Consider the following 22,907-nt stretch of genomic DNA (forward strand, 5'->3'; position numbering starts at 1 on the left):
GGCACCGGGTGCCATGCGTCATGTGTTCGAGTAATTACGCCATTCGTTGCTCTGAGTAGCACACAACCCCCATTTCGACAGCGTAGCGGAGTGATGCATTCAGGTAATGAAGTTACCGCCGAATGCATGATCACTTTCGATCCAGTGGCGGACGGCTGGTTACGCACGCATGTCGACCAAGTGGACGTACCCATGCGCCTTCGATCTGGGTATGTTCCTCGCCGTCAGGGCAGCCCGTCGGCGAGGAGTCAGTGCCGTGCCGGAAACGCAAGATCCCCACGTAACCCAGCCTTCGTCCGTGAAGTTCGTCTACGACTTCACCGAGGGCAACAAGGACCTCAAGGACCTCCTAGGCGGCAAGGGCGCGAACCTCGCCGAGATGACCAACCTGGGACTTCCGGTCCCTCCCGGCTTCGTCATCACCACCGAAGCCTGCAAGGTCTACCTCGACAGCGGCACCGAGCCCGCGGCACTGCGTGCCGAGGTCTCCGAGCACCTGGACGCCCTTGAGAAGAAGATGGGCAAGAAGCTCGGTCAGGCCGACGACCCGCTGCTCGTATCGGTCCGTTCCGGGGCGAAGTTCTCCATGCCCGGCATGATGGACACCGTTCTCAACATCGGCCTCTCCGATGCATCGGTTTCCGGCCTCGCCGCGCAGGCCGGTGACGAGCGGTTCGCGTGGGACTCCTACCGCCGCTTGATCCAGATGTTCGGCAAGACCGTGCTGGGCGTGGACGGCGAGCTCTTCGAGGAGGCGCTGGAGGAGGCCAAGCAGGCCAAGGGCATCCGCGTCGACATTGACCTGGACGCGGCCGACCTCAAGAGCCTGGTCGCGCACTTCAAGGACATCGTGTCCAAGGAGACCGGCCGGGACTTCCCGCAGGAGCCCCGCGAGCAGATGGACCTCGCGGTGCGCGCGGTCTTCGACTCGTGGAACACCGACCGCGCCAAGCTCTACCGCCGCCAGGAGCGCATCCCCGGCGACCTCGGCACCGCGGTCAACGTCTGCTCCATGGTCTTCGGCAACCTCGGCCCCGACTCCGGCACCGGCGTCGCCTTCACCCGCGACCCCGCCAGCGGCCACCAGGGCGTCTACGGCGACTACCTGCAGAACGCGCAGGGCGAGGACGTCGTCGCCGGTATCCGCAACACCGTGCCGCTCGCCGACCTCGAGAACATCGACAAGGCGTCGTACGACGAGCTGATGCAGATCATGGAAACGCTCGAAACGCACTACAAGGACCTGTGCGACATCGAGTTCACCATCGAGCGCGGCAAGCTGTGGATGCTGCAGACCCGGGTCGGCAAGCGCACCGCCGGTGCCGCCTTCCGGATCGCCACCCAGCTCGTCGACCAGGGCCTGATCGACGAGGCCGAGGCCCTGCAGCGGGTCAACGGCGCGCAGCTGGCGCAGCTGATGTTCCCCCGCTTCGACCTCGGCGCGAAGTCCGAGACGATCGGCCGCGGTATCGCCGCCTCCCCGGGCGCGGCGGTCGGCAAGGCCGTCTTCGACTCGTACACCGCCGTCAAGTGGTCGCGCTCCGGCGAGAAGGTCATCCTGATCCGCCGCGAGACCAACCCCGACGACCTCAACGGCATGATCGCCGCCGAGGGCATCCTCACCTCCCGCGGCGGCAAGACCTCGCACGCCGCCGTCGTCGCCCGCGGCATGGGCAAGACCTGTGTCTGCGGCGCCGAGGAGCTGGAGGTCGACACCAAGGCCCGCCGGCTGACGACCAGCGACGGCACCGTCATCGAAGAGGGCGACGTCGTCTCCATCGACGGCTCCACCGGCAAGGTCTACGCCGGCGAGGTGCCGGTCGTGCCGTCCCCGGTCGTGGAGTACTTCGAGGGCCGGATGCACGCCGGCGCCGAGGACGCCGACGAGCTGGTCAAGGCCGTCCACCGGATCATGGCCTACGCGGACCGGGTACGCCGGCTGCGCGTACGGGCCAACGCCGACAATGCCGAGGACGCCGCCCGCGCCCGCCGCTTCGGCGCCCAGGGCATCGGCCTGTGCCGTACCGAGCACATGTTCCTCGGTGAGCGCCGCGAGATGGTCGAGCGCCTCATCCTGGCCGACACCGAGACCGACCGGGACGCCGCGCTCTCCCAGCTGCTGCCGCTCCAGAAGGCCGACTTCATCGAGCTGTTCGAGTCGATGGACGGACTGCCGGTGACGGTCCGGCTGCTGGACCCGCCGCTGCACGAGTTCCTGCCCGACATCACCGAGCTGTCGGTGCGGGTCGCGCTCGCCGAGGCCCGCAAGGACGCCAACGAGAACGATCTGCGGCTGCTGCAGGCGGTGCACAAGCTGCACGAGCAGAACCCGATGCTGGGCCTGCGCGGTGTGCGCCTCGGCCTGGTCATCCCCGGTCTGTTCGCGATGCAGGTGCGCGCCATCGCCGAGGCGTCCGCCGAGCGGAAGAACGCCAAGGGCGACCCGCGTGCGGAGATCATGATTCCGCTGGTGGGCACCGTCCAGGAGCTGGAGATCGTCCGCGAGGAGGCCGAGCAGGTCATCGCCGAGGTCGAGAAGGCCCACGGCGTCAGCCTCAAGCTCACCCTCGGCACGATGATCGAGCTGCCCCGCGCCGCCCTCACGGCCGGACAGATCGCCGAGTCGGCCGACTTCTTCTCCTTCGGTACGAACGACCTCACGCAGACGGTCTGGGGCTTCAGCCGGGACGACGTCGAGGCCAGCTTCTTCACCGCGTACCTGGAGAAGGGCATCTTCGGCGTCAGCCCGTTCGAGACCATCGACAAGGACGGCGTGGGCGCCCTGGTCCGCAACGCCGCCGCGGCCGGCCGGGCCACCCGCCCGGACCTCAAGCTCGGGGTCTGCGGCGAGCACGGCGGCGACCCGGAGTCCGTCCACTTCTTCCACGAGGCCGGACTGGACTACGTCTCCTGCTCCCCGTTCCGCATCCCGGTCGCACGGCTGGAGGCGGGCCGCGCGGCCGCGGAGTCCAAGGGCAGCGACAGCCGCTGACCGCACCGGGGGCAGTGAGCACCACTGCCCCCGCCGGTCACCGCGGGCGCCGAGTGTGCCCGCGGTGGCGTGAAAGACCCACCGGAGCCCGGCAGTACGGGTCCCCACCCTCAGCCGCCCGGCTGTCGGCTCCGGCACCCCAACGAGGGCGGCACCTGTGCGGAGGTGCCGCCCTCGGTCTTTGGTCGGCGGACGCCCGTCCGCGGTGGACCGGTGTCTTTGCGGTGCGGCGACGCAACGCCCCAGCGCTGCGGGGCAGTTGAAGGGCAGCCGCAAGGCAGCCGCAGAGCTGCCGAAGGCCGGCGCGGGCCGGTCGGAAGGTCCCGTTGGTTAGATCACAGAAAAACCTGCGGCAAAGAGGGCAACTGCTCGGCATTGCCCCGATTTACCCGCCGGGGGCGAGGGCGGGAGCACTCGTGCCAAGTGATTTTTTCATTGCCGTTAGGCCTTATATCGGTCATAAGATCCCAGGCATCCCGCACGCCTGAGCGCCCTGCCCACGCGGCGGATTCCCTTCTCTTGACCAGGAAAAGGTCTCCAGTGAACCTTCGCCGTACCCTCGCGACCGCGGCCGTCGCCGCTGTGACCGCGCCTGCGGTCCTGCTCTCCGCGAGCACCGCCTTCGCCGACACCAAGACCCCGGCGCAGACGCAGCAGAAGCCGGCCTACGCGGAACTGAAGAAGGCCGCCGACGACGCGAAGAAGGCGTACGAGGACGCGGTTGTCGCCGAGAAGGCCGGCCGCGAGAAGATCAACGCCACCATGGAAGCCCTGGACCAGGATTCCCATCCGCTCAAGGCGGCCTACCTCGCCGCGGACAAGGCGGCCAAGGCCGCCGCCGCCGACAGGACCGCCGCCGACAAGGCCGTCACGGACGCCAGGGCCGCCCTGGACGAGGCCAAGGACGAGGAAGGGAAGGCCAAGGCCCAGGAGGCGCTGAGCGCCGCCGAGGCCGAAGCCAAGACTGCTGCCGGTGCCAAGGCGAACGCGGACGCCCAGCGCAAGGTGGCCGGGGACGCATGGAACGACGCCCAGGTCGCGGCGCTCCGGGAGTGGAACAAGGTCCTGAACGCCTCGGCCGAGGCCCGCAAGGCCAAGGACGCGGCCGACAAGGCGCTCGCCGCTGCCGCCGGCTGTGTACGCGTGCCGGGCCTGACCGTCCTCGCGAACCGCCTGCCCTCCAAGGTGGTTGCCGGGACCACGGTCGACTTCTCGTTCACCGTGGCCAACGCCACCGACCGCACGCTGGACGTGGACCCGCTGGTGTTCTTCCAGCTGAACGCCAAGGTCCAGGAGCAGCACTTCATGAAGGTGCAGTGGGCCGACGGTTCCGGCTGGCGCGCGCTGGACTTGACGGAGGGCCCCTCCCACATCGCCTCCGTCAAGGGCATGAAGCCCGGCGCCCGCACCGAGGTGAAGATGCGGATGACGCTCGAAAAGGAGGCCCCGGCCATCGATGCCTGGGCCCTCCTCGCGGGTGACGCCTCCGACGCGTACAACCCGTGTGTCCACGGCCCCATGAACCGCTACGTCTTCAAGGTGCTGCCGGCCGGCAGCAAGCCCGGCACGGTCGGCGAGGCGAAGCCCGGCAAGGTCGAGGACAAGGACCGCCCGAAGCCGAAGTCGGCCGCGCAGACCGGTTCCTCCTCGTCCGCCGGCTCCACCGCCTCCGCCCAGCCGGCATCGGCCGTCACCGGCGGCAGCCTCGCCACGACGGGTGCGTCGCCCGCCGTGCCGCAGCTCGCCCTCGTCGGCGGCGGCGCCGTGCTGCTCGGCACCGGGGCGGTCTTCGCCGTCCGCCGTCACCGCGGGGCCCGGGGCACCAACTGACCCCAGGCGCCCACTGATCCCGGGCAGCAACTGCCCCAGGCATCAGCTGATCCCGGGCACCAGCTGCCAGGCACCGAAGAGGGCCCGCATCCGAGTGCTGGATGCGGGCCCGTGCGGCTCCTGCCTGTGCGGCAACTTCGCAGGTCAGACGGACGAGGGCGGCACCTGTGCGGAGGTGCCGCCCTCGCTCTTTCCGGACTCCCCCCTCGGGAGCTGCCGTCACCCCGGTCGGCGCGGGGTGCGGCCTTCAGCGGGGCTGGCGAGCGGCCGGGTGGTTGCCCATCACCCCCCACGGGATCGAGCAATCCGGTCCGTTCGCACCGCCGCTGAATTGAGTACAAGCTTTCCTCCACCCGGCCCGGTGGCGCGACCACTTTCAAGTCTGGCCAAAAGGGCATGGTGACCGCGCGTGTTGGCGTGCATACTCAGGCGTGCCGGGGGTCGACTGAGGAAACCAGAGGTGGGGGTTTCGGTGTTACGCGTCCATTTCAGTGGACTCGATCTGGCCCGTGTGCGCATTGCGGCACGCCCGGACGCACTGTGGGAGACCGTCTTAAGCTTTCACCGGCTGCGCGACCGACGGGACGATTCGGCGTTCGGCAAATGGCGATCGGAAACGCGCGGAAGGTTGAATGGCGAAGCGCGGCTGCTGGCGCCGCTCGTGCCCACCCGCGGGTATTTTCCCGATTTCCTGACGCCCGCCGAAGGGCTCCTCGGCATGACCGACGCGCTCGCCGCGCTGCGCGAGACGCCGGCCGTCCGGCTGCACGAGGAACTGGCCCGGCTCTCCACGGCCACCCGCCCGTTCCCGTCGTGGATACGGGCGATGGCCGAGGGCGACACCCGCGCCCTCGGGAGGCTCGCCGGGATCCTCCAGCGCTATTACGAGGCGGCCGTCGCCCCGTACTGGCCGCGGGTCCAGGGCCGTATCGAGGCCGACCGGGCCGCCCGTGGCAGGGCGCTGCTCGACGGCGGCGCTGACCGGCTGCTCGCCTCGCTCCCGCCGATGATGCGCTGGCGCCCGCCCGTACTGGAGGCCGACTATCCGGTGGACCGCGATCTCCACCTCGGCGGCCGGGGGCTGTTGCTGCTGCCGTCGTACTTCTGCCGCCGCACCCCGGTCACCTTCCACAACACGGACCTGACGCCCGTGCTGGTCTACCCCGTGGAACACCCGGCGCCGCGGCTCACCCCGCCGGTCCCGCCGGAACGTTCCCTCGGCCGGCTCGTCGGCCAGACCCGCTCCGCGATACTCCAGGGCATCGGCGTCGGCTGCACCACCAGCGAACTCGCCCGGCGCGCCGATGTCTCGCTGGCCTCCGCCAGCCAGCATGCGACGGTGCTCCGCGATGCCGGCCTGCTGGTCACCCTGCGGCAGGGCAACGCGGTGCTGCACACCCTCACCCCGCTGGGTGCGGCCCTGCTGCGCGGTGCGCGTCCGGCGGAAGCGGCGGCGTACGAACGGCTGGGGTGAGCGGCGCCGGGCACGCTTCCGGGCGCGTGGGGTTCGCCGTGCCGCGCGACGGGGATGCTGTGCCGCGTGCCCGGGGCGTCCTGCGGCAAGTCGGGCGCCGGCTGCCGCAGGTCCGGCGCCGGCTGCCGCCCCTCAGGTACGTCCTGACGGGCGGCAGACACGCCAGGCCCGCGGTCAGTAGGGGCGGTCGCCCGCGATGGCGACCCGTTCGGCGACCCGGCGGTGCGTCCCGTAGTCGTTCACCGCGTAGTGCTGGGTGGCACGGTTGTCCCAGAACGCGAGGTCCCCCGCCTGCCAGCGCCACCGCACCTGAAACTCCGGCACCTGCGCCTGCTGGAACAACACGCGCAACAGCCGGTCGCTCTCCGCCTCCTCCAGACCCACGATCCGGGTGGTGAAGGAGGCGTTGACGAACAGCATCCGCCGCCCGGTCTCCGGGTGCCGGCGCACCACCGGATGCTCGACCGGCGGGAACTGCTCCTGGAATGGCGACAGTTGAACGGCGGAGTAGAAGCGCGCGAAACCCGGGAGATAGTCGTGCACCGCCCGTGCTCCATTGACCCGTGCCCGGATTTCCGGAGGCAAATTGTCGTATGCCGCGGCCATATCGGCCCACATGGTGTCCCCGCCGGCGGGCGGCACCTCCCGCAGTTGCAACACCGCACCCAGCGCCGGGCGTTCGCGGAACGTGACATCCGTGTGCCATACGTTCTCGAACGTCGGGACCCCGCCGGCCGCCTTGTCGAACCGCACCACATCCTTCGAATCGCCCCACGCCAGCAACGGGTTGCTCTCCAGCTCACCCCAATTGCGCGCGAATTCGCGCTGTGCCGCGGAGCTCAGATGCTGCCCGCGGAAGAACAGCACCTTCCACTCCAGCAACGCCCGGTTCAGCTCCGCGCGCAGGCCGTCGGACAGCGGACGGGACAGGTCCAGCCCACGGATTTCGGCCCCGATGGTGGCCGCCTGCGGTACGACCTCGAAGCGCTCGTACGGCCGGTCCTCCCAGTCGTCGGGAGTGCGGCGCAGGACGCGGTGCCCTTCGTACAGGCCGTCGGCGGGGATGCGGTGGGGGCGCAGGGCGGTGGTGGGTGCGGGGGCGGGGGAAGCCGCGGAATCGGCGAGCGTTGTCAACTGATCCTCCTGATCGGGAGAAGAGGGAGGTGGGTGGGAGGGAGGGAGAGGGGAGCCATGTGTCTGGCCGGGGGCGGAGTGTGGTGCGGCCACGGCGGACGCGGCCGCCGGACGGACCACCGCCCGCCGCACGTCAGGGCAGGAACGGTCAGTGCGTGAACCCGTCAGCGCACGAGGCCGTCAGCGCATGAACGCGTCCCTGCAGGACGCCGTCGGCGCGGGAGGCTGCCAGTGCGGGAAGCCGGCACCGCGGGAAGCCGTCAGGCCGTACAGGAACAACCGGCCGGGGGAGATCCCACCCGGCCTCGGCGGCGCAGAAAGCTCAGGCCGCGGGGCGCACACTCGCCGCGGGGGCCGCTCTCGCGCGGCGCCACCTCACGGACGGTCGGGTGCGTGCTCATGCCACGCACCGTACCCCCTCCTGACGGGTGGGCTCAATGCCTCAGTCGTCGATCCCGCTGCGCTCCACCCCCGCCACGATGTACCGCTGGAGCAGCAGGAAGACCACCACCAACGGGGCGATCGAGACCGCCGCGGCCACGAACAGCTCGTGCAGATTGAGGTTCTGCGCGGTGGTGAACGTCGACAGCGCCACCTGCACCGTCCAGGCCTCCTGGTCCTGTCCGATCACCAGAGGCCACAGGAACGCGTTCCAGGCACCGATGAAGACGATGGTGGCGACAGCGGCGAAGACCGGCCGGGCATTGGGCACCACGATGCGCCAGTACGTCCGCCAGTAGCCGAGCCCGTCGACCCGCGCCGCGTCCTCCAGCTCCTTGGGGAAGCCCAGGAAGTACTGCCGGAAGATGAAGCAGGCGAACGCGCTGAACAGCGTCGGAATGACCAGGCCCCGCAGGGTGGAGATCCATCCGAGCGACGACACCAGCACAAAGCTGGGCACGAACGTCACGGCCGCCGGGACCATCAGCGTCCCCAGGATCGCGTAGAAGACGACAGGGGCGTGCCGGTAGGGGATCCGGGCCAGGCCGTACCCCGCGAGCGAGGCCAGCAGGACCGTACCGACGGTCGTCGACACCGCGATCAGCGTGGAGTTGAGCAGCGCCCGGCCCAGGGGGAGGTTCGGATCCCGGAAGACCTCGGTGAGATGCGACCACTGCAGCTCGTGCGGGAAGAGGGTCCAGTCAGGGGCCGTGATCTCCCGCTCGGTGGCCAGCCCGTTCCGCACCAGCAGGTAGAAGGGGATGAGGAACAGCAGCGCGAGGGCGATCACGGCGACGACCCGCAGCGCGCGCCCGGCTCTGGTCAGCGCGTCATGCATCGGTGCTCACTCCTCCTTGCGGCCGAGGCCGAACCAGCGGGCCTGGACGACCGTCGCCACCGCGATGATCAGCGCCAGGATCACCGCACCCGCGCTGCCCAGCCCGAGGTTCTGGTCCTGTCCGAGCGCCGTGTAATACAGATAGACCAACGGTGGTCGGGCGTAGGGCGGATAGCCGCGCGCATCGCTGAGCAGGTTGTAGAACTCGTCGAACGCCTGGAAGGCATTGATCACCAACAGCAGCACCACCGCCACGGATGTGGCGCGCAACTGCGGAAAGGTGATGTGCCGGAAGACCTGCCAGCCCGGCCGTGCCCCGTCCACCGCCGCCGCTTCGTACAACTGCGGTGAGATCCGCTGCAGTCCGGCCAGGAACAGGATCATGTAGAACCCGGCCTGCAGCCACAGCCGTACGGTCACGATGACCAGCCAGTACCAGGGCGGATCGGTCGTCGACAGCCAGGCGGTCTGATCCGCGCCGAACCACCCCAGCACGGTGTTGGCCAGCCCGAACCGCACCCCGTTGAAGACCGACAGCTTCCAGATCACCGCCGCGACGACGTACGAGCAGGCCGTCGGCAGGAAGAACACCGACCGGAAGAAGGCCTGGGCGAAGCGCAGCCGGTTCACCATCAGCGCCAGTGCGAGCGACAGCGCATAGGTCGCGGGCACGATGAACACCGTGAACAGCGCAAACGTGCCCAGGCTGCCGAGGAATGCCGGATCGCTCAGCATCGTGCCGTAGTTGCCGAGCCCGACGAAATCCGAGCCGGCCGGACTCACGGTGTTGTGCGCGTCGAAGAAGCTCAGGTAGACGCTCCACACCAGCGGTACGTATGTGAACAGCCCCAGCCCGATCGCGAACGGCCCGACGAAGACCCAGAACCAGAGGTTCCGCCGCTGCGGGCCGAGCCATCGGGTGCCGGGCGAACGGGGGCCGGCTTCCGCCCCCGCTCCCGCCGCGGCACGCGGGGCCGGTACGTCTGTGACCGCTTCTTCGGTCCCGCCCGCGGTCACTTCTTCTTGACCCGCTGGAGCTCGGCATTGACCTTGCGCACCACGCTTTTCAGCTCGCTCTCCGGGTTGGCGCCGTCCTTGATGATCCGGCTCAGCGCGTCCTGATAGGCAGTGCGGTCCGCGGTCGTCCACAACAGCGGCTCGGCATAGCCGTGATCGGTCGAGAACCGGACCGCGTCCGCCGCCGGGCCGGACTGCAACTGCCGGGCCTTCTCGGCCAGCGAGATCCGCGCCGGAATATGGAACCCGTACGACAGTGCGAAGTCCTGCTGGTAGTCGGTGCGGTCCACCCACAGCCACTTCGCGAAGGCCTTGGCCTCCGCCTTGCGCGTGCTCCGCGCGCTGACCGCGGAGCCGTAGGCACCGACCTGAACGGAGGGTTTCCCTCCGCTCCCGTCCTTCGGGAACGGCAGCACCCCGAAGTCGTCCCCCAGCGCCTTCTCGATCTGCGGCAGCGCCCACAGTCCCGACCACTGCATCGCGGTCAGCCCCTGGATGAACGCGGCCGGATCGGACCAGTCCGTGGGCGCGCCCAGCAGCAACGACGTGTCCGCGTACAGCTGCCGGATCTTGCCGAGGGTGCGCGCCGCGGCCGGATCGTCGAACCCGGCCTTGCCGTCCGGGGTGATCAGGCTCAGCCCGGCGGCGAACAACGGTGTCCCGCCGAGCACGCCCACCCCGCCGTCGTTCCCCAGGAACAGCCCCTTGGACTTCTTGCCGCTGAGCTTCTTCGCCCCGTCCACCAGCTCGTCGAGCGTCTGCGGCGGCTGCACCCCGGCCTTCTCCAGCAGACTCTTGCGGTAGTACAGCAGCTGCATGTCGACGACCTGCGGGATGCCCCAGATCTTGTCCTGCCAGATCTTCGGCGCCAGCACGGCCTGGTGGAAGTCGTCCTTCACCGGCTCGACCTCGGCGGTCAGGTCGACCACCTGACCGCCCTGGATCTGGTCCAGCAGCGGCCCGTTGGCCTCGAAGACGTCCGGCCCCGAGTCGGTGAGCAGCGCGGCCGCCGTCTGCCGGTCGTAGTCACCCGGCCGCCACTGCACCGAGACGTTCGCCTTCCGGTACGCGGCGGCGTACCGCTTCACGGCCTGCTGGGTCCCGGGCTCCCCGTATTGGTGGTACCACTGGCTGAGCGCGGGCCCCGAACCACCGCTGCCCCGCCCGGTGTTGGACCCGCACGCGGTCGCCAGCCCCGCGGCAAGGGCCGCCCCGCCGCCGGCCGCCAACAGCCGCCGCCTGTTGATCTCCGTCATGGCACGTCGCCCCCTGCGCTCGTAACCTACCGGTGATCGACGATCACCGACGGTGCGACCGTCCACTCTGCCGCACGACTGTGAAGCGCGCATGGCATCTGCACGAAACGGGGCCGGGGGAGGGGGGCTCCGGTATGGGTGGTAGCCCGAGGGTCCGCCCTCGCCCGTTACGGATGGGCCTGACGCTGCTTGCGGTACAGCTCGATGGCCGCCTCGGTGGGGAAGTTGGGCACGGTGACGGTTTCGCCGGTGTCCTTGGCGACGATGATCTTTGACCCGCCGGGCGGGGCCGGCTGCGGGGGGCCGGATGCGTCCGGTGTGCGGGGGGAGGCGGCGTACACGAGGTAGCCGATGTCGAATTCGTGGACGTGCAGAGGGGCGGGGGAGCCGTCCGGCAGCTTGGGCTCGGCATAGCGGCTGCGGACGAGGGCGAGCGCTTCCTCGGGGGTGGTGGGCGGTGTGAGAGGGGCCTGCGGACTGGTCATTTTCTGCTCCTGTTGCGCACTGTCTCGCCTGAGAACCGGTGGGGTGTCATGTGGGGAATTCGCCGTCTGAAGCCAGTAGGCCTGAAGTGCCTCGATCCAGAATTTTGATCATTTTGCTGCTGTCCCTTCCGCTCCCTCTTCCCTGCCTCTTCTGCGGGAGCGTCAGGAGGTCCGGCGCCTGTAGTGGCGGTGGTAGAGCTCCACCGCGGCCTCGGGAGGGAAGTTGGGTACGTCCGACACCTCGCCGTCGATCTTGGAGATGACGATGTTGCTGCCACCGGGCGCCGCGGGAGGGACGGTGGGGTCCTCGGGGCGCGGCCAGCTCGCGTGGATCAGGTAACCGATGTCGAATTCGTGGACGAACAGGCCGGAAGGACCGCCGGGCGAACCGATCTCGGGGAAGTGCTTCCGGCCGATCGCCAGTGCCTCGGCCTCGCTCGTCGGCAGGGGCTCCGGTCCGAGCCGCGGACGGAACGGGGGAGGCGTGGGAGGCAGGCCGGGAGTGCTGCCCGGCGGCCGGTCGGACTCGGTCATGGGGCTCTCTCCTCGGGTGGTTGGCTCGTGTGGGCTGCTGCCTGTGGGCGAGGTCAACGTAATCCACGCACCGGTGGCCTGATGGGTTCGTCTCCGGGATGGGGCGGGATGGGGCGGGGCGGGGTGAGTGGGGGGGCGGCCGGGACCCCGGTCCTCAGCCGAACAGCACGCGTGCCAGCCAGAACTCCAGCAGTTCCGCGTCGCCGGTGATCTCGAAGGTGGTGTCGTCAGCGGGGGTACGGCCGTAAATGAGGAGCAGGAGGCCGGTCAGCGGGGCGCGGACGGAGACGGCGGCCGGCTCCTGGGCGCGGCGCCAGGCGAGGGCGTCGCCGGTGAGGTCGACGAGCCAGTCGGCGGCGGCTTCCGGTGGGGTGTCCGTGGCGTGGAAGTGGAGGGTGCGGCCGGGGCCGAGGAGTTCGCGTCGGTCGGGGTGGAAGTCGAACATCTCGGGGAGGGAGCCGAGTTCCATCCATTCGTCGAGGGTGTCGAGGGCGAGGCGCTGGTCGACGGTGAACTCGCTGCCGAGCGCCAGGGTGACATCGGCTCGGTGCATGACCGTCTCGTGGGCCATACGGCGGGCGAAGAAACGCGGGGAGCCGGAGGGGAGCGGGGTCCAGATCCGGACGTCGGGGCCTGTGGAGCGCAGTGTGTCCGCAAGGCGCCGGGCGCCCTCGAGGAGCCAGGCGGCAGCCTCGGCCGGGGACTGGGTGGTGTCGCGGGGCAGGACGCGGAGGGCGGTCTCGGGCGGGGGTTCGGTCGCCCGGGTCCGTACCAGGTCCTCGACCCAGCGATGGGCCTCGCCCAGATGCCGGAGCAGCTGGGCGAGGTTCCAGTCCGGGCACGAGGGGACGGTGGTCGTCAGGTCGGCGTCCCGCTCCGTGAGGCAGGACGCCAGCCGTGCGGCCTGGTCGACGATTGCGGCGCAGTGACCGTCGTAATCCATATCCATGGCGGGGTGTGCGGAGTTCATGACCTCACGGTAGGACGCACCACTGACAACGGAGCGTCACCACAAGTGGTTCCGTGTCACGAGCAGTGAGCAGTTCCGCATCACGAGTCGTTTCCCGCCAGGAGTCGTTCCCCGTCACGAGCCGTCCCCCTCCCGCTCGGTCCGGCGTCACGAGCGGGTGCCCTGCGGCTCCAGGCGGAACCGCAGCCGGCAGATGACCGCGTCCGTGTCCCGGCGCACCGCGCGGGCGACGACCGCGCCGCGCTGGTTCTGCAGCAGGCGCTGCCAGAGGTGGGCAGGTTCGGCCTCCGGGATCAGGACGGTGATGCGGGTGGTGGGGCGCCGTGCCGCCAGGTCGGTGACGTACGCGGCGATGGGGCGGCCGAGGGAGCGGGTGGCGGAGGGCAGTTCGAGGAGTTCCACGCCGGGGTTCCACAGTTCCCAGTCGCGGCGCAGGGCCTCGGCGGCCGGGCGGTCCTCGGGGGCGCCGTAGGTGACGGTGACGGCCATGACCTCGTCGCCCAGGGACACCGCCGCGTTCAGGCCCTCGCAGGTCAGCCGGGAGAGATGCGAGACGGGGACGATGACGAGGGAGGGGGCGCGGTGCGGGGGTTCGGGGACGCGGCCCAGGCCGAGGCGTTCGCCGATACGGGTGTAGGACCGGTGCACGGCCTCGAAGACGAGGACCAGCAGCGGCAGGGCGACCACGATGAGCCAGGCGCCCTCGGTGAATTTGGTGGCGGTGACGACGAGCGCCGAGACGCCGGTGAGCAGGGCGCCGAAACCGTTCAGCAGGGCCTTGCCGCGCCACCCGCGGGACCGGTCGAGGCGCCAGTGCCGGACCATGCCGATCTGGCAGAGCGTGAAGCCGACGAAGACACCGATGGCGAACAGCGGGACGAGGGTGTTGACGTCGCCGCCGGAGACGAGGAGCAGCGCCGCGGCCACGGCGGCGAGGGCCAGCACGCCGTGACGGTGGACCTGGCGGTCCGCCTTGAGGCCGAAGACGTGCGGCAGGTAGTTGTCCCGGGCGAGCAGGCCCATCAGGACGGGCAGTCCGCCGAAGGAGGTGTTCGCGGCCAGGGCGAGCAGGACCATGGTGGCGAACTGGACGACGTAGAAGGCCGCGTTGTGGCCGAGGGAGGCGTCCGCGAGCTGGGCGAGGACGGTGACGCCCTCGACCGGCTGGAGGTGGAAGCGGCCGATCAGGACGGACAGCCCGATCAGCATCACGCCGAGCAGGGCGCCGAGCGCGACCTCGGTGCGCTGGGCGCGCTTGGCCGCCGGCGCCCGGAAGGACGGCACCGCGTTGGCGACCGCCTCGACACCCGTCAGCGCCGAGCAGCCGGACGCGAACGCCTTGAGCAGGAGCAGGGCGCCGACGGCGGTGGCGTTGTGGGCGAGGACGGAGGCGTGCCCGTCGGCGGTGACGGTGGAGGCGGGGGCGTCGCGGAAGAGACCGGCGACGATCATCGTCAGGATGGCGCCGATGAAGACGGCGGTGGGGACGAGGAAGGCCTTTGCCGAGTCGACGATGCCGCGCAGGTTGATGCCGGTGATGAGCAGCAGCACCGCCAGGCAGATCCCTGCCCGGTCGTCGTAGAGCGCGGGGAACGCCGAGGTCAGGGCCGCTACGCCGGCCGTCACGGAGACCGCGACATTGAGGACGTAGTCGAGGAGGAGGGAGGCGGCCGCTACCAGGGCGGCCCGGCGGCCGAGGTGTGTCTTGGCCACCGCGTACGAGCCGCCGCCGTCGGGGAAAGCGGCGATCACCTGGCGGTACGAGGCGACCAGGACGGCCAGCAGTGCGGCGATGGCGAGTGTGACGGGGAGCGTGAAACCGAGGCCGTAGCTGCCTGCCGCGGCCAGGACCAGCACGATCGACTCGGGGCCGTAGGCGACGGACGCCATGGCATCGAGGGAGAGGGCGGCCAGACCCTGGAGCGTGGTGAGACGGTGGCGGGCGTCAGGCTCGGCGGCGGGCTCGCCGGTGGGTTCACCAGCGGGCGCACAAGTGGGCGCACGAGCGGGTTCGATGGCGCCGGCGTGGGCGCTGCCGGTGGCGGTATCCGGCGGTTCCTCGGGCCGGCCAGGGGGCCGGGACACCATCGGCATCGTGCGTCGTACCTCCGTGCGGCACCGTGTGGGACCAGGCCAGCGTGCGGGGCGGGGCGGCCGCCGCCCATGGGCCTTGGCGGCCCCTTGGCGGGCAACGGGGTGTTCTTCACGGGATCTTGACGCGGGTGGCGCGGCCGGCGCCCGCGCGACTGAACGGGAACGGCCGGCACGGGGAACGGTCAGTGCAGGGAACGGCCGGCACGGGGAACGGTCAGTGCAGGGAACGGCCGACCGTGCCGTACCGGTCGGTCAGAATGCCGCAGCCGGCGGCGCGAAGTCGTAGTGGACGCCGGTCAGCTCCTCCGATGCGGCCCACAGGCGCTCGCCGTTGGCGTCCTTCTTGGTCCAGGGGGCGCGGAAGGACTGGACGGGGGCGCCGCGCAGGCCGTTGCGCGGACCGATGAAGGAGTCCGGCCGCATATGGGGCGCGGTGGCCGCGCAGAGGGTGCCCAGGGCGCCGCCGTCCGGGGACTGTCCGACGAGGCCGGTCCCGAAGTCGATGATCCGCTCGGCGGAGGCGCGGCCCTCCATGCGGACGCCCGCGGTCATGAGGTTGGTGGAGGCGTATCCGGGGTGCGCGGCGGCCGCGACGACCTGGGAGCCGGCCGCGGCCAGCCGCCGGGTCAGTTCGTGGGTGAAGAGCAGGTTGGCGCTCTTGGAGCGGCTGTACGCGATCCAGCGGCGGTAGGAGCGCGCGCTGTTGAGGTCGGTGTAGTCGAGGTCGGCGAGGGCGTGCAGCATGCTGGAGACGGTGACGACCCGGGCGCCGGGCGTGGCGAGGAGCTTGGGCAGCAGCAGCCCGGTCAGCGCGAAGTGGCCGAGGTGGTTGGTGCCGAATTGCATCTCGAAGCCGTCGGCGGTGGTCCGGTACGGCAGTGCCATCACGCCGGCGTTGTTGATGAGCAGGTCGAGGCGGTCGCCGTCGAAGTCGTCGAGAGCGGCGGCGAAGTCCCGTACGGAGGAGAGATCGGCCAGGTCGAGGGGCCGGAACTCGGCCTCGGCGGTGGGGACGTCGGACCGCAGCCGGTCCAGGGCGGCCATGCCCCGTGCCTCGTTGCGGCAGGCCAGCAGTACGCGGGCACCGTGGCGGGCCAGTTCACGTGCCGTGGCGTAGCCGAGTCCGCTGTTGGCGCCGGTGACGACCGCCGAGCGGCCGGTCTGGTCGGCGATGTGGCTGGTGTTCCACCGGGTCACGCCTGTGCTCCTCCGTACGGGGGCGACCAGAGTACGTGGGGGAGGGGCGGCGGGGACCGGAGAGGGCCGGAGGAAGGCCCTCCGCCCGTCCTCCGCCCTCTGCCCGTCTTCTGCCCTCCGCCCTCGGCCCTCCGCGCTCCGTCCTCCCTCTGCCCCGGGCGTCGCGCCCGTGCTCACTCCTCCTCGGCGAGGCGCTTGATCGCCGAGAGGCGGGTGTCCCAGGCGGCGGCCACCCGGTCCATCCACCGGGCGGTGACCCCCAGCCGCTCCGGTATGACCCGGTAGCGCGCCTCCCTGCCCTCCCGGTGGCCGGCGACCAGACCGGCGCGGTCCAGGATCCCCAGGTGTTTGACGATGGCCTGGCGGCTGACCGGCAATTCGGCCGCCAGGACCGTGGCGGTTGCCTCGCCGTGCGCGGCGAGGGCGTCGAGTATCCGGCGGCGGGTCGGGTCCGCCAGCGCGGAGAAGACCTCCGCCACGGCGTCCGAGCCCGAGCCCGCCCCCGAGCCCTGGCCGCCGCCCCTGCCCGAGCCCTGACCGCCGCCCCCGCCCGGCCCCCTGCCCGCCTCTCCAGCCCTCGTCATGCCGCCAGCTGCTCCGCGTACCGCCGGATGTTCTCCACCTGGCCGGACCAGCCTGCGGAGTGGCTTTCGTACCCGGCGGTCTTCTTGCGGTCCCCGGGGATGCGGAGGCCGGCGAATCCGCTCTCCACCACGCGCAGATGGGTGCCGTCGCCCTCCTCGGTGAGGGTGAATTCGACGAGGGTGGAGTTGCCCTCGACCGCCACCTCACCGGGGTGCGCGCTCGCCCAGCGGTACGAGAAGTGGTGCGGCGGGTCCACCTTCACGATCTTGGTCAGGAACTGGCCGTACTCACCGTGGTCGAGCTCCATGATCCCGCCCGGCCGCAGGTCGACCGGCGCCGGCCCGCCCTGGCCGAACCACGAGCCGACGTGTTCCGGCTCGGTGAGCACGGCCCAGACGCGCTCCACGGGTGCGGCGATGCTGATCTCCCGCTCGATGCGGTCATGGGCGCCGCCCGCGCCGCTCGCGCCGCCTGCGCCGCCGTCCTCGTGCTGATTGCTGTCGGTGCCCATGGGGTGCTCCTCCTGTCGTGCCCTTCCGGGACTCACGTGCTATCTGATGGTTGCACGTGGCGCCAGGAGGCGCAACCGGTAGGTTGCGCTTATGTCTCTCTGTGCTGAGGGGCGGGGAGGGGCGGGGCGGGTCTCAGGAGTCGCGCTCCCCGCCCCGCGTCCGTACGGGATAGGCCGCCACCGCGACCTCAGGGTCGTCCAGACAGTGCCCCGACGCCAGGTCGAAGCGCTGCTTGAGCAGCGGCGATGCCACGAACGCCCGCCCGTCGGCCGAGCCGGTCAGCCCGCGGGAGAGGACCTGGGCGCCGGTGAACGGATCGCGGTTGGCGATCGCATACGCCTGCCCGGCACGGTCGGCGAAGAGCGCGGCCTGGGTGCCGTCCGGGAGGAGGGCGGCGACCCCGCGCCCTGGGGTGAGGTCGTCCATCGTGCACACCGCGACCCAGCCCTGTGGGCAGCGGATCTCGACCGTGGCGGCTGTGGCGGCTGCGGCTGCGGATGCGGATGCGGTGGCCGTGGCGGAGGCAGTGGCCGGGCCGACGGCGGCGGGGTGGGCGAGGGGGGTGAGCGTGGTGGCCATCAGGCGGGGGTCCCTTCCAGAGTGCGAACGGGCAGAGTGGGGCCGGCCAGCAGTGTCAGATCCGGCTTGACCTGGTCGCGTTCCGGTACGAAGCGGACCGACGGATCCGGTGCGCCGGGCGCATTGACGAAGGACACGAAGCGGGCCAGCCGTTCGGGATCGGCCAGCGTTTCGGCCCACTCGTCGCGGTAGTGGGTGACATGGGCGGCCATCAGGGCCTCCAGTTCGTCGCACAGCCCCAGGGAGTCGTGGACGACGACATCCCGTACGTGGTCGAGGCCGCCCTCGGTCCGCTCCAGCCAGGCCGAGGTGCGCTCCAGGCGGTCGGCGGTGCGGATGTAGAACATCAGGAAGCGGTCGATCAGGCGGATCAGCCCGGCGTCGTCCAGGTCCTGGGCGAGCAGGTCGGCATGGCGCGGGTCGGTGCCGCCGTTGCCGCCCACGTACAGGTTCCAGCCGTGGGACGTGGCGATGACGCCGAAGTCCTTGCCGCGGGCCTCCGCGCACTCCCTCGCACACCCGGAGACCGCGGACTTCAGCTTGTGCGGGGAGCGCAGGCCCCGGTAGCGCAGCTCCAGTTCGATGGCCATACGGACCGAGTCCTGCACGCCGTAGCGGCACCAGGTCTGGCCCACGCACGACTTCACGGTGCGCAGCGCCTTGCCGTACGCATGCCCCGACTCGAAGCCGGCCGCCACCAACCGGGCCCACACCTGCGGGAGCTGGTCGACCCGGGCACCGAACAGATCGATCCGCTGGCCACCGGTGATCTTGGTGTAGAGGCCGAAGTCGCGGGCCACCTCACCGATCACGATCAGCTTCTCCGGAGTGATCTCCCCGCCGGGGATGCGCGGCACGATGGAGTACGAGCCGTTGCGCTGGAGGTTGGCGAGGAAGTGGTCGTTGGTGTCCTGGAGGGCGGCCTGCTCCCCGTCGAGGACATAGCCGTCGGCGCCGACGGCCGGCGCGAGGGAGGCGATGATCGAACCGACGGCGGGCTTGCAGATCTCGCAGCCGTCGCCGTTTTGTGCCTCCGGGCGGCCGTGCGAGTCCAGCAGCGCCGCGAAGCTCGTCAGCCGCAGGGTACGGACGATCTCGTAGAGCTCGGCGCGGGTGTGCGGGAAGCAGCCGCACAGGCCGGTGTCGACGGTGACGCCGGACGCGGCCAGTTCGTCGTTCATCACGGCGGTCAGCGACTTCACGCAACTGCCGCAGCCGGTACCGGCCTTGGTGCACTTCTTGATCTCGGGAAGGGTGCCGCAGGAGTGCTCGGTGACCGCCGCCCTGACCGTCCCCTTGGTCACGTTGTGGCAGTTGCACAGCACCGCGTCGTCCGGCAGCGCGGACGGGCCGGGCGCGCCGCCGCCCCCGGCCGCGGCCCCGGCGGGCAGCACCAGCTGCTCGGGCGCCAGTGGGGGAACGGTGCCGGTCAGCGGCCGCAGCATCCCGTACGCCTCGGCGTCGCCGACCAGCACACCGCCCAGCAGCTCGCCCGCGGCGCCGATCACCAGCTTCTTGTAGACGCCGCTGCGGGAGTCGGCGTAGACCACGTCCAGGCAGCCGTCCGTGGTGCCGTGCGCATCGCCGAAGGACGCGACGTCCACGCCGAGCAGCTTCAGCTTGGTGGACAGGTCCGCGCCGGTGAAGCCGGTGGTCTCCCCGGAGTCGCCGCCGAGTTGACCGTCGAGGGTGCCGGCCGCCACCCGGGCCATGTCGTAGCCCGGGGCGACCAGCCCGTAGACCCGGCCGTCCGCGGCCAGCGCGCACTCGCCGATCGCGTACACGGCGGGGTCATCGGTGCGGCAGTGCTCGTCGACGACGATGCCGCCCCGCTCTCCCACCGGCAGCCCGCAGTCCCGGGCGAGCTGGTCGCGAGGGCGGACACCGGCCGAGAAGACCACCAGGTCGGTGTCGATACGGGAGTCGTCGGACAGGCCCATGGCGGTGACCGCGCCCGCCCCGTCCGCGACGATCTCCTTGCCGCCGACGCCGGTGTGCACCTCCAGCCCCATCCCCTCGACGGTACGGCGCAGGGCCCGGCCGCCGCCCTCGTCGACCTGGAGGGCCATCAGCCGCGGGCTGAACTCCACGATGTGGGTGCGCAGTCCGAGCCCCTTGAGCGCCCCGGCCGCCTCCAGGCCGAGCAGTCCGCCGCCGACCACGACTCCGGTGCGGGCGTTCTTGGCGTACTCCTCGATCGCGAGGAGGTCTTCGACGGTGCGGTAGACGAAGCAGCCCGCGCTGTCCTTTCCCGGCACCGGCGGCACGAACGGGGACGAGCCGGTGGCCAGCACCAGGGCGTCGTAGCGGACGGTCAGGCCGGAGCGGGCGGTGACCGTACGGGTGGTGCGGTCGACGGCCGTGGCCGGGTCGCCGAGGTGCAGTTCGATGCCGTGCCGGGCCAGGAAGTCCGGACCGGCCAGGCTCAGGTCGTCGGGGGTGCGGCCGGCGAAGTACGACGTGAGCTGGACGCGGTCGTAGGCCGGGCGGGGCTCCTCGCACAGCACGACCACCCGTGCCCGCTCGGTGACACCGCGGTCGGCCAGCTCCTCCAGGAAGCGCTGGCCGACCATGCCGTGGCCGATGAGGACGAGGGTGGGGGAGCCGGGGGCGGCGTCCGGCGTGGCATCGGGGTGCGGCGGCATCGAGGTCATGCCCGTCAGCCTGCGGCGCGGCTGTTACCCGCCCGCATCTGCACTGTTTCCCGGGCGGAACGCTGCCCTCAGTGGCGGGGCCGCGGCCGTGTGAGGGCGGTGCCCGTGTGAGGGCGGCGGCCGGGTGGGGACCGCGGCCGTGTGAGGGCGGCGGCCCCACCGCTGATCACCGCTGATCAGCCGCTCAACCCTTCGACCTTTCGACCTTTCGACCCTTCAGCCGTTCAGCTGCGCCGGGCACAGCCGCCGCGGCTGCTTGTCGCCCGACAGCTCGGCATCCACACAGCCGCCCGGCAGCCCGTCCACGGCCTTGCTGCCGAAGTTGGCGGTCACGGTCAGCTTGCCGTTGCCGAAGACCGTGCGCTGGACCGTACGGTCGCCGGTCAGCCACCGGAACGAGGTCATCTGCTCGGTACCCGCCGCGCGGTGCAGCGGCGAGAAGTACTTCTGCAGCGCGGCCAGCTCGGGCCCGTGCCTGTCGATCGTCGGGCCGTCGAGGACATAGTTGAGCGGGGTGTTGTAGAGCATCGCCAGCAGCGCCCTGGTGGTCTTCCGGGCCGGCAGCTTCTCGTACGACAGCTCCCAGCGCTCGGCGTTGACCAGGGAACCGTGCAGCGCGGTCTCGTAGAGCGGCGCGCGGTACTTCGGGTCGTACATGGCGGTGGCCATCCGACCGGGCAGCTGCACCGGCTTGAAGAAGATGGTGGGGGCCTTCTCAGGGTAGTAGCCGCCCCACGCCTTCCGGTCTTTCTCCAGCTTCCACAGGCCGTCGTCGACCGGGGTGCCCGAGCCGTGGTTGTAGGCCAGCACCTTGTTGGCCCACGCCTGAGCGCTCTCCGAGCCGAGGACGAGGTTCTTCGACAGGCGCTGCATCCGGGCCAGTCGGTTCGTGCGGTCCTCGGCCTTGGTCATCTCATGGCCCTTGCCGTGGTCGCGGAACAGCTCTCCCGTCGCGTCCACATCGAGGAAGTAGCTGTCCGCGCCGTTGGCGACCATCGTGCGGGTGCGGTCGGCCAGGTAGTGCTTGGCCGGCTCGGCCTTCTCGAAGGCGCGCGAGCTGAGGTAGCAGCCGCGGTTGCCGAAGCCCGTCTCCGGCGTGCCGTCGGCCTTGCGGACGCAGAAGTCGGGATAGACCCGGCCCGGCCAGGCGGAGGTGGGGCTGTCGGCGGTCTTCGGGTCCTGGCCGTTGGCGAAGGTGTCGTACGGGCCGACGAGGTAGCCCGCCTTCTCGGCGGCCCGCACCGCCTGCGCGTTCATCGGGTCGGGTCCGGCGTCGTAACCGAGCCACATCCGGTCCACGCCCAGCTTCTTCAGCTTGTCCACCCCGGCGGCGGTGCGCGCATCGCCCCACACGTAGGCGTGGAACGCGCCCAGCAGCTTGCCGTTGGCCGGGTTCTGCTCGATCTTCTTGCGCAGGCTGCCGAGTTGGCCGTGCTGCGAGAGGTAGGAGCGGTAGTCGGCGGCGGAGGCTACCGGGTTGCCGTCGGTGAGGGCGAAGGAGACCTCGTAGTCGCGGGTGCCCGCACCGGCGTCGAAGGAGTGCCGGGCCGTGGTGCGCAGCCGCCCGCCGGTGGAGGCGAACTGCAGCGAGGTGCCGAGGTCGGTGGGGGTGAGGTAGCTGACGCCGCTCCCGCCCTTGCCGCCCGCCCCGCCCTTACGGCCCGTCCCGCCCATGGAGTAGCCCCACAGGGGCAGGGACAGGGCCTCGCCCATGTCGACGGTGCTGCCGGCCAGCCCGCCCTTTTCGGGGCCGGCGTTCCAGAAGGCGTCCTTCACCGGGATGTCCAGCCCCTCGCCGCGCGGGACCTGCAGGGCGGAGGCGGACCGGTCGGTGCCGGTCACCGGCCAGTTGACCGATCCGTCGCGCTCCCCCCGCAGCCTGATCCGCAGCCGTCCGCGCTCCGAACTCGCCGTCACCTTCAGCCCCTTGCCGGGGTAGCTCCAGCGCGCCCCGTCGGCCGTACGGGTCACCGGCCCCGGCTTCCCGAGTCCGCCGCCGGCCGGAGCCGACAGCACCAGCTGCCGCCCGTCCTCGGTGTGTGCGTTCACGGCCAGCGAGGCGGTGTCGACGACGGCCGTGCCGCCGGAGACGGGGAGCGAGAGGCGGCTGCCCTCCAGGGTGCCGGCGGCCGCGCTGTCACATCCGGCGACTGTGAGGGCGGTCGCGGTGAGCGCGAGAGAGGCGGCGAGGACACGGGTGGTACGGGGGCGTCGTCCCGTGGCCGTGGGGAGGTGGGGTTTCATACCTGAGTGAATAGTCAGCGGGATTAAGAGAGTTCTAAGAGCGTGACGCCCGCCGCTCAGGCCGATGGGAG

General features: G+C 71.0%; 17 protein-coding genes. 3 read left to right on the forward strand and 14 right to left on the reverse strand.

Going from position 1 to position 22,907, the window contains the following annotated elements:
- Nucleotides 1-298: 298 nt before the first annotated feature.
- From ppdK to OHS81_RS25230, 3 genes are all read left to right on the forward strand, one after another.
- Complete coding sequence (gene ppdK, locus OHS81_RS25220; protein ID WP_328386932.1) at nt 299-2,992, forward strand: pyruvate, phosphate dikinase; 2,694 nt, start codon at nt 299-301, stop codon at nt 2,990-2,992.
- Nucleotides 2,993-3,532: 540 nt separating this feature from the next.
- The gene (locus tag OHS81_RS25225) at nt 3,533-4,822 is read left to right on the forward strand and encodes a hypothetical protein (RefSeq protein WP_328386933.1); all 1,290 of its coding nucleotides are present in this window, start codon (nt 3,533-3,535) and stop codon (nt 4,820-4,822) included.
- Nucleotides 4,823-5,450: 628 nt separating this feature from the next.
- On the forward strand, nt 5,451-6,296 hold the full coding sequence (locus OHS81_RS25230; protein WP_328386934.1) for an ArsR/SmtB family transcription factor: 846 nt from the start codon (nt 5,451-5,453) through the stop codon (nt 6,294-6,296).
- A 174-nt stretch (nt 6,297-6,470) separates the two neighbouring features.
- On the opposite strand, the gene OHS81_RS25235 is transcribed toward OHS81_RS25230, so the two are convergent.
- The 14 genes from OHS81_RS25235 to OHS81_RS25300 all read right to left on the reverse strand — a co-directional run bounded on the left by OHS81_RS25235 (nt 6,471) and on the right by OHS81_RS25300 (nt 22,836).
- The gene (locus OHS81_RS25235) at nt 6,471-7,430 is read right to left on the reverse strand and encodes a TauD/TfdA dioxygenase family protein (RefSeq protein ID WP_443058760.1); all 960 of its coding nucleotides are present in this window, start codon (nt 7,428-7,430) and stop codon (nt 6,471-6,473) included.
- A gap of 442 nt (nt 7,431-7,872) precedes the next feature.
- Complete coding sequence (locus tag OHS81_RS25240; RefSeq protein ID WP_328386935.1) at nt 7,873-8,709, reverse strand: carbohydrate ABC transporter permease; 837 nt, start codon at nt 8,707-8,709, stop codon at nt 7,873-7,875.
- 6 nt (nt 8,710-8,715) lie between these two features.
- Nucleotides 8,716-9,726 carry a carbohydrate ABC transporter permease gene (locus tag OHS81_RS25245; RefSeq protein WP_328386936.1) on the reverse strand — a complete coding sequence of 337 codons (1,011 nt, stop codon included), beginning with the start codon at nt 9,724-9,726 and terminating at the stop codon, nt 8,716-8,718.
- On the reverse strand, nt 9,723-10,982 hold the full coding sequence (locus tag OHS81_RS25250; protein ID WP_328386937.1) for an ABC transporter substrate-binding protein: 1,260 nt from the start codon (nt 10,980-10,982) through the stop codon (nt 9,723-9,725). Before OHS81_RS25250 ends, OHS81_RS25245 begins: the two co-directional genes overlap by 4 nt.
- A 167-nt stretch (nt 10,983-11,149) precedes the next feature.
- Nucleotides 11,150-11,467: a hypothetical protein gene (locus OHS81_RS25255; protein WP_328386938.1), complete on the reverse strand. Its 318-nt coding sequence runs from the start codon at nt 11,465-11,467 to the stop codon at nt 11,150-11,152.
- Between the two features lie 162 nt (nt 11,468-11,629).
- A complete protein-coding gene (locus OHS81_RS25260) occupies nt 11,630-12,001 on the reverse strand; it encodes a hypothetical protein (protein WP_328386939.1) in 372 nt (123 codons plus the stop codon).
- A 154-nt stretch (nt 12,002-12,155) separates the two neighbouring features.
- Nucleotides 12,156-12,971, reverse strand: coding sequence for a maleylpyruvate isomerase family mycothiol-dependent enzyme (locus OHS81_RS25265; RefSeq protein ID WP_328386940.1), 816 nt, complete (start codon nt 12,969-12,971; stop codon nt 12,156-12,158).
- 147 nt (nt 12,972-13,118) lie between these two features.
- Entirely contained in the window at nt 13,119-15,065 is a 1,947-nt protein-coding gene (locus tag OHS81_RS25270) for an APC family permease (protein WP_328386941.1), read from the reverse strand.
- Between the two features lie 252 nt (nt 15,066-15,317).
- Nucleotides 15,318-16,262: an oxidoreductase gene (locus OHS81_RS25275; protein WP_328386942.1), complete on the reverse strand. Its 945-nt coding sequence runs from the start codon at nt 16,260-16,262 to the stop codon at nt 15,318-15,320.
- Nucleotides 16,263-16,435: 173 nt separating this feature from the next.
- Nucleotides 16,436-16,741: an ArsR/SmtB family transcription factor gene (locus tag OHS81_RS25280; protein ID WP_328391413.1), complete on the reverse strand. Its 306-nt coding sequence runs from the start codon at nt 16,739-16,741 to the stop codon at nt 16,436-16,438.
- Between the two features lie 101 nt (nt 16,742-16,842).
- Nucleotides 16,843-17,358 carry an SRPBCC family protein gene (locus OHS81_RS25285; protein WP_328386943.1) on the reverse strand — a complete coding sequence of 172 codons (516 nt, stop codon included), beginning with the start codon at nt 17,356-17,358 and terminating at the stop codon, nt 16,843-16,845.
- Between the two features lie 133 nt (nt 17,359-17,491).
- Nucleotides 17,492-17,938, reverse strand: coding sequence for a nitrite reductase small subunit NirD (nirD, locus tag OHS81_RS25290; protein WP_328386944.1), 447 nt, complete (start codon nt 17,936-17,938; stop codon nt 17,492-17,494).
- Nucleotides 17,938-20,592, reverse strand: a complete 2,655-nt coding sequence (gene nirB, locus OHS81_RS25295; protein WP_328386945.1) for a nitrite reductase large subunit NirB — start codon at nt 20,590-20,592, stop codon at nt 17,938-17,940. The genes nirD and nirB overlap by 1 nt, the downstream gene beginning before the upstream one ends.
- A 216-nt stretch (nt 20,593-20,808) precedes the next feature.
- Entirely contained in the window at nt 20,809-22,836 is a 2,028-nt protein-coding gene (locus tag OHS81_RS25300; RefSeq protein ID WP_328386946.1) for a glycoside hydrolase, read from the reverse strand.
- Nucleotides 22,837-22,907 lie beyond the last annotated feature (71 nt).

This window comes from Streptomyces sp. NBC_00400 (genome assembly GCF_036048035.1).
GTDB lineage: Bacteria > Actinomycetota > Actinomycetes > Streptomycetales > Streptomycetaceae > Streptomyces.

What these genes read in the sequence shown, in the direction of transcription:
- OHS81_RS25300 (WP_328386946.1), bottom strand. Translation starts at nt 22,836, where the DNA reads ATGAAACCCCACCTCCCCACGGCCACGGGACGACGCCCCCGTACCACC.
- nirB (WP_328386945.1), bottom strand. Translation starts at nt 20,592, where the DNA reads ATGACCTCGATGCCGCCGCACCCCGATGCCACGCCGGACGCCGCCCCC.
- nirD (WP_328386944.1), bottom strand. Translation starts at nt 17,938, where the DNA reads ATGGCCACCACGCTCACCCCCCTCGCCCACCCCGCCGCCGTCGGCCCG.
- OHS81_RS25285 (WP_328386943.1), bottom strand. Translation starts at nt 17,358, where the DNA reads ATGGGCACCGACAGCAATCAGCACGAGGACGGCGGCGCAGGCGGCGCG.
- OHS81_RS25250 (WP_328386937.1), bottom strand. Translation starts at nt 10,982, where the DNA reads ATGACGGAGATCAACAGGCGGCGGCTGTTGGCGGCCGGCGGCGGGGCG.
- OHS81_RS25270 (WP_328386941.1), bottom strand. Translation starts at nt 15,065, where the DNA reads ATGCCGATGGTGTCCCGGCCCCCTGGCCGGCCCGAGGAACCGCCGGAT.
- OHS81_RS25265 (WP_328386940.1), bottom strand. Translation starts at nt 12,971, where the DNA reads ATGAACTCCGCACACCCCGCCATGGATATGGATTACGACGGTCACTGC.
- OHS81_RS25255 (WP_328386938.1), bottom strand. Translation starts at nt 11,467, where the DNA reads ATGACCAGTCCGCAGGCCCCTCTCACACCGCCCACCACCCCCGAGGAA.
- OHS81_RS25240 (WP_328386935.1), bottom strand. Translation starts at nt 8,709, where the DNA reads ATGCATGACGCGCTGACCAGAGCCGGGCGCGCGCTGCGGGTCGTCGCC.
- OHS81_RS25260 (WP_328386939.1), bottom strand. Translation starts at nt 12,001, where the DNA reads ATGACCGAGTCCGACCGGCCGCCGGGCAGCACTCCCGGCCTGCCTCCC.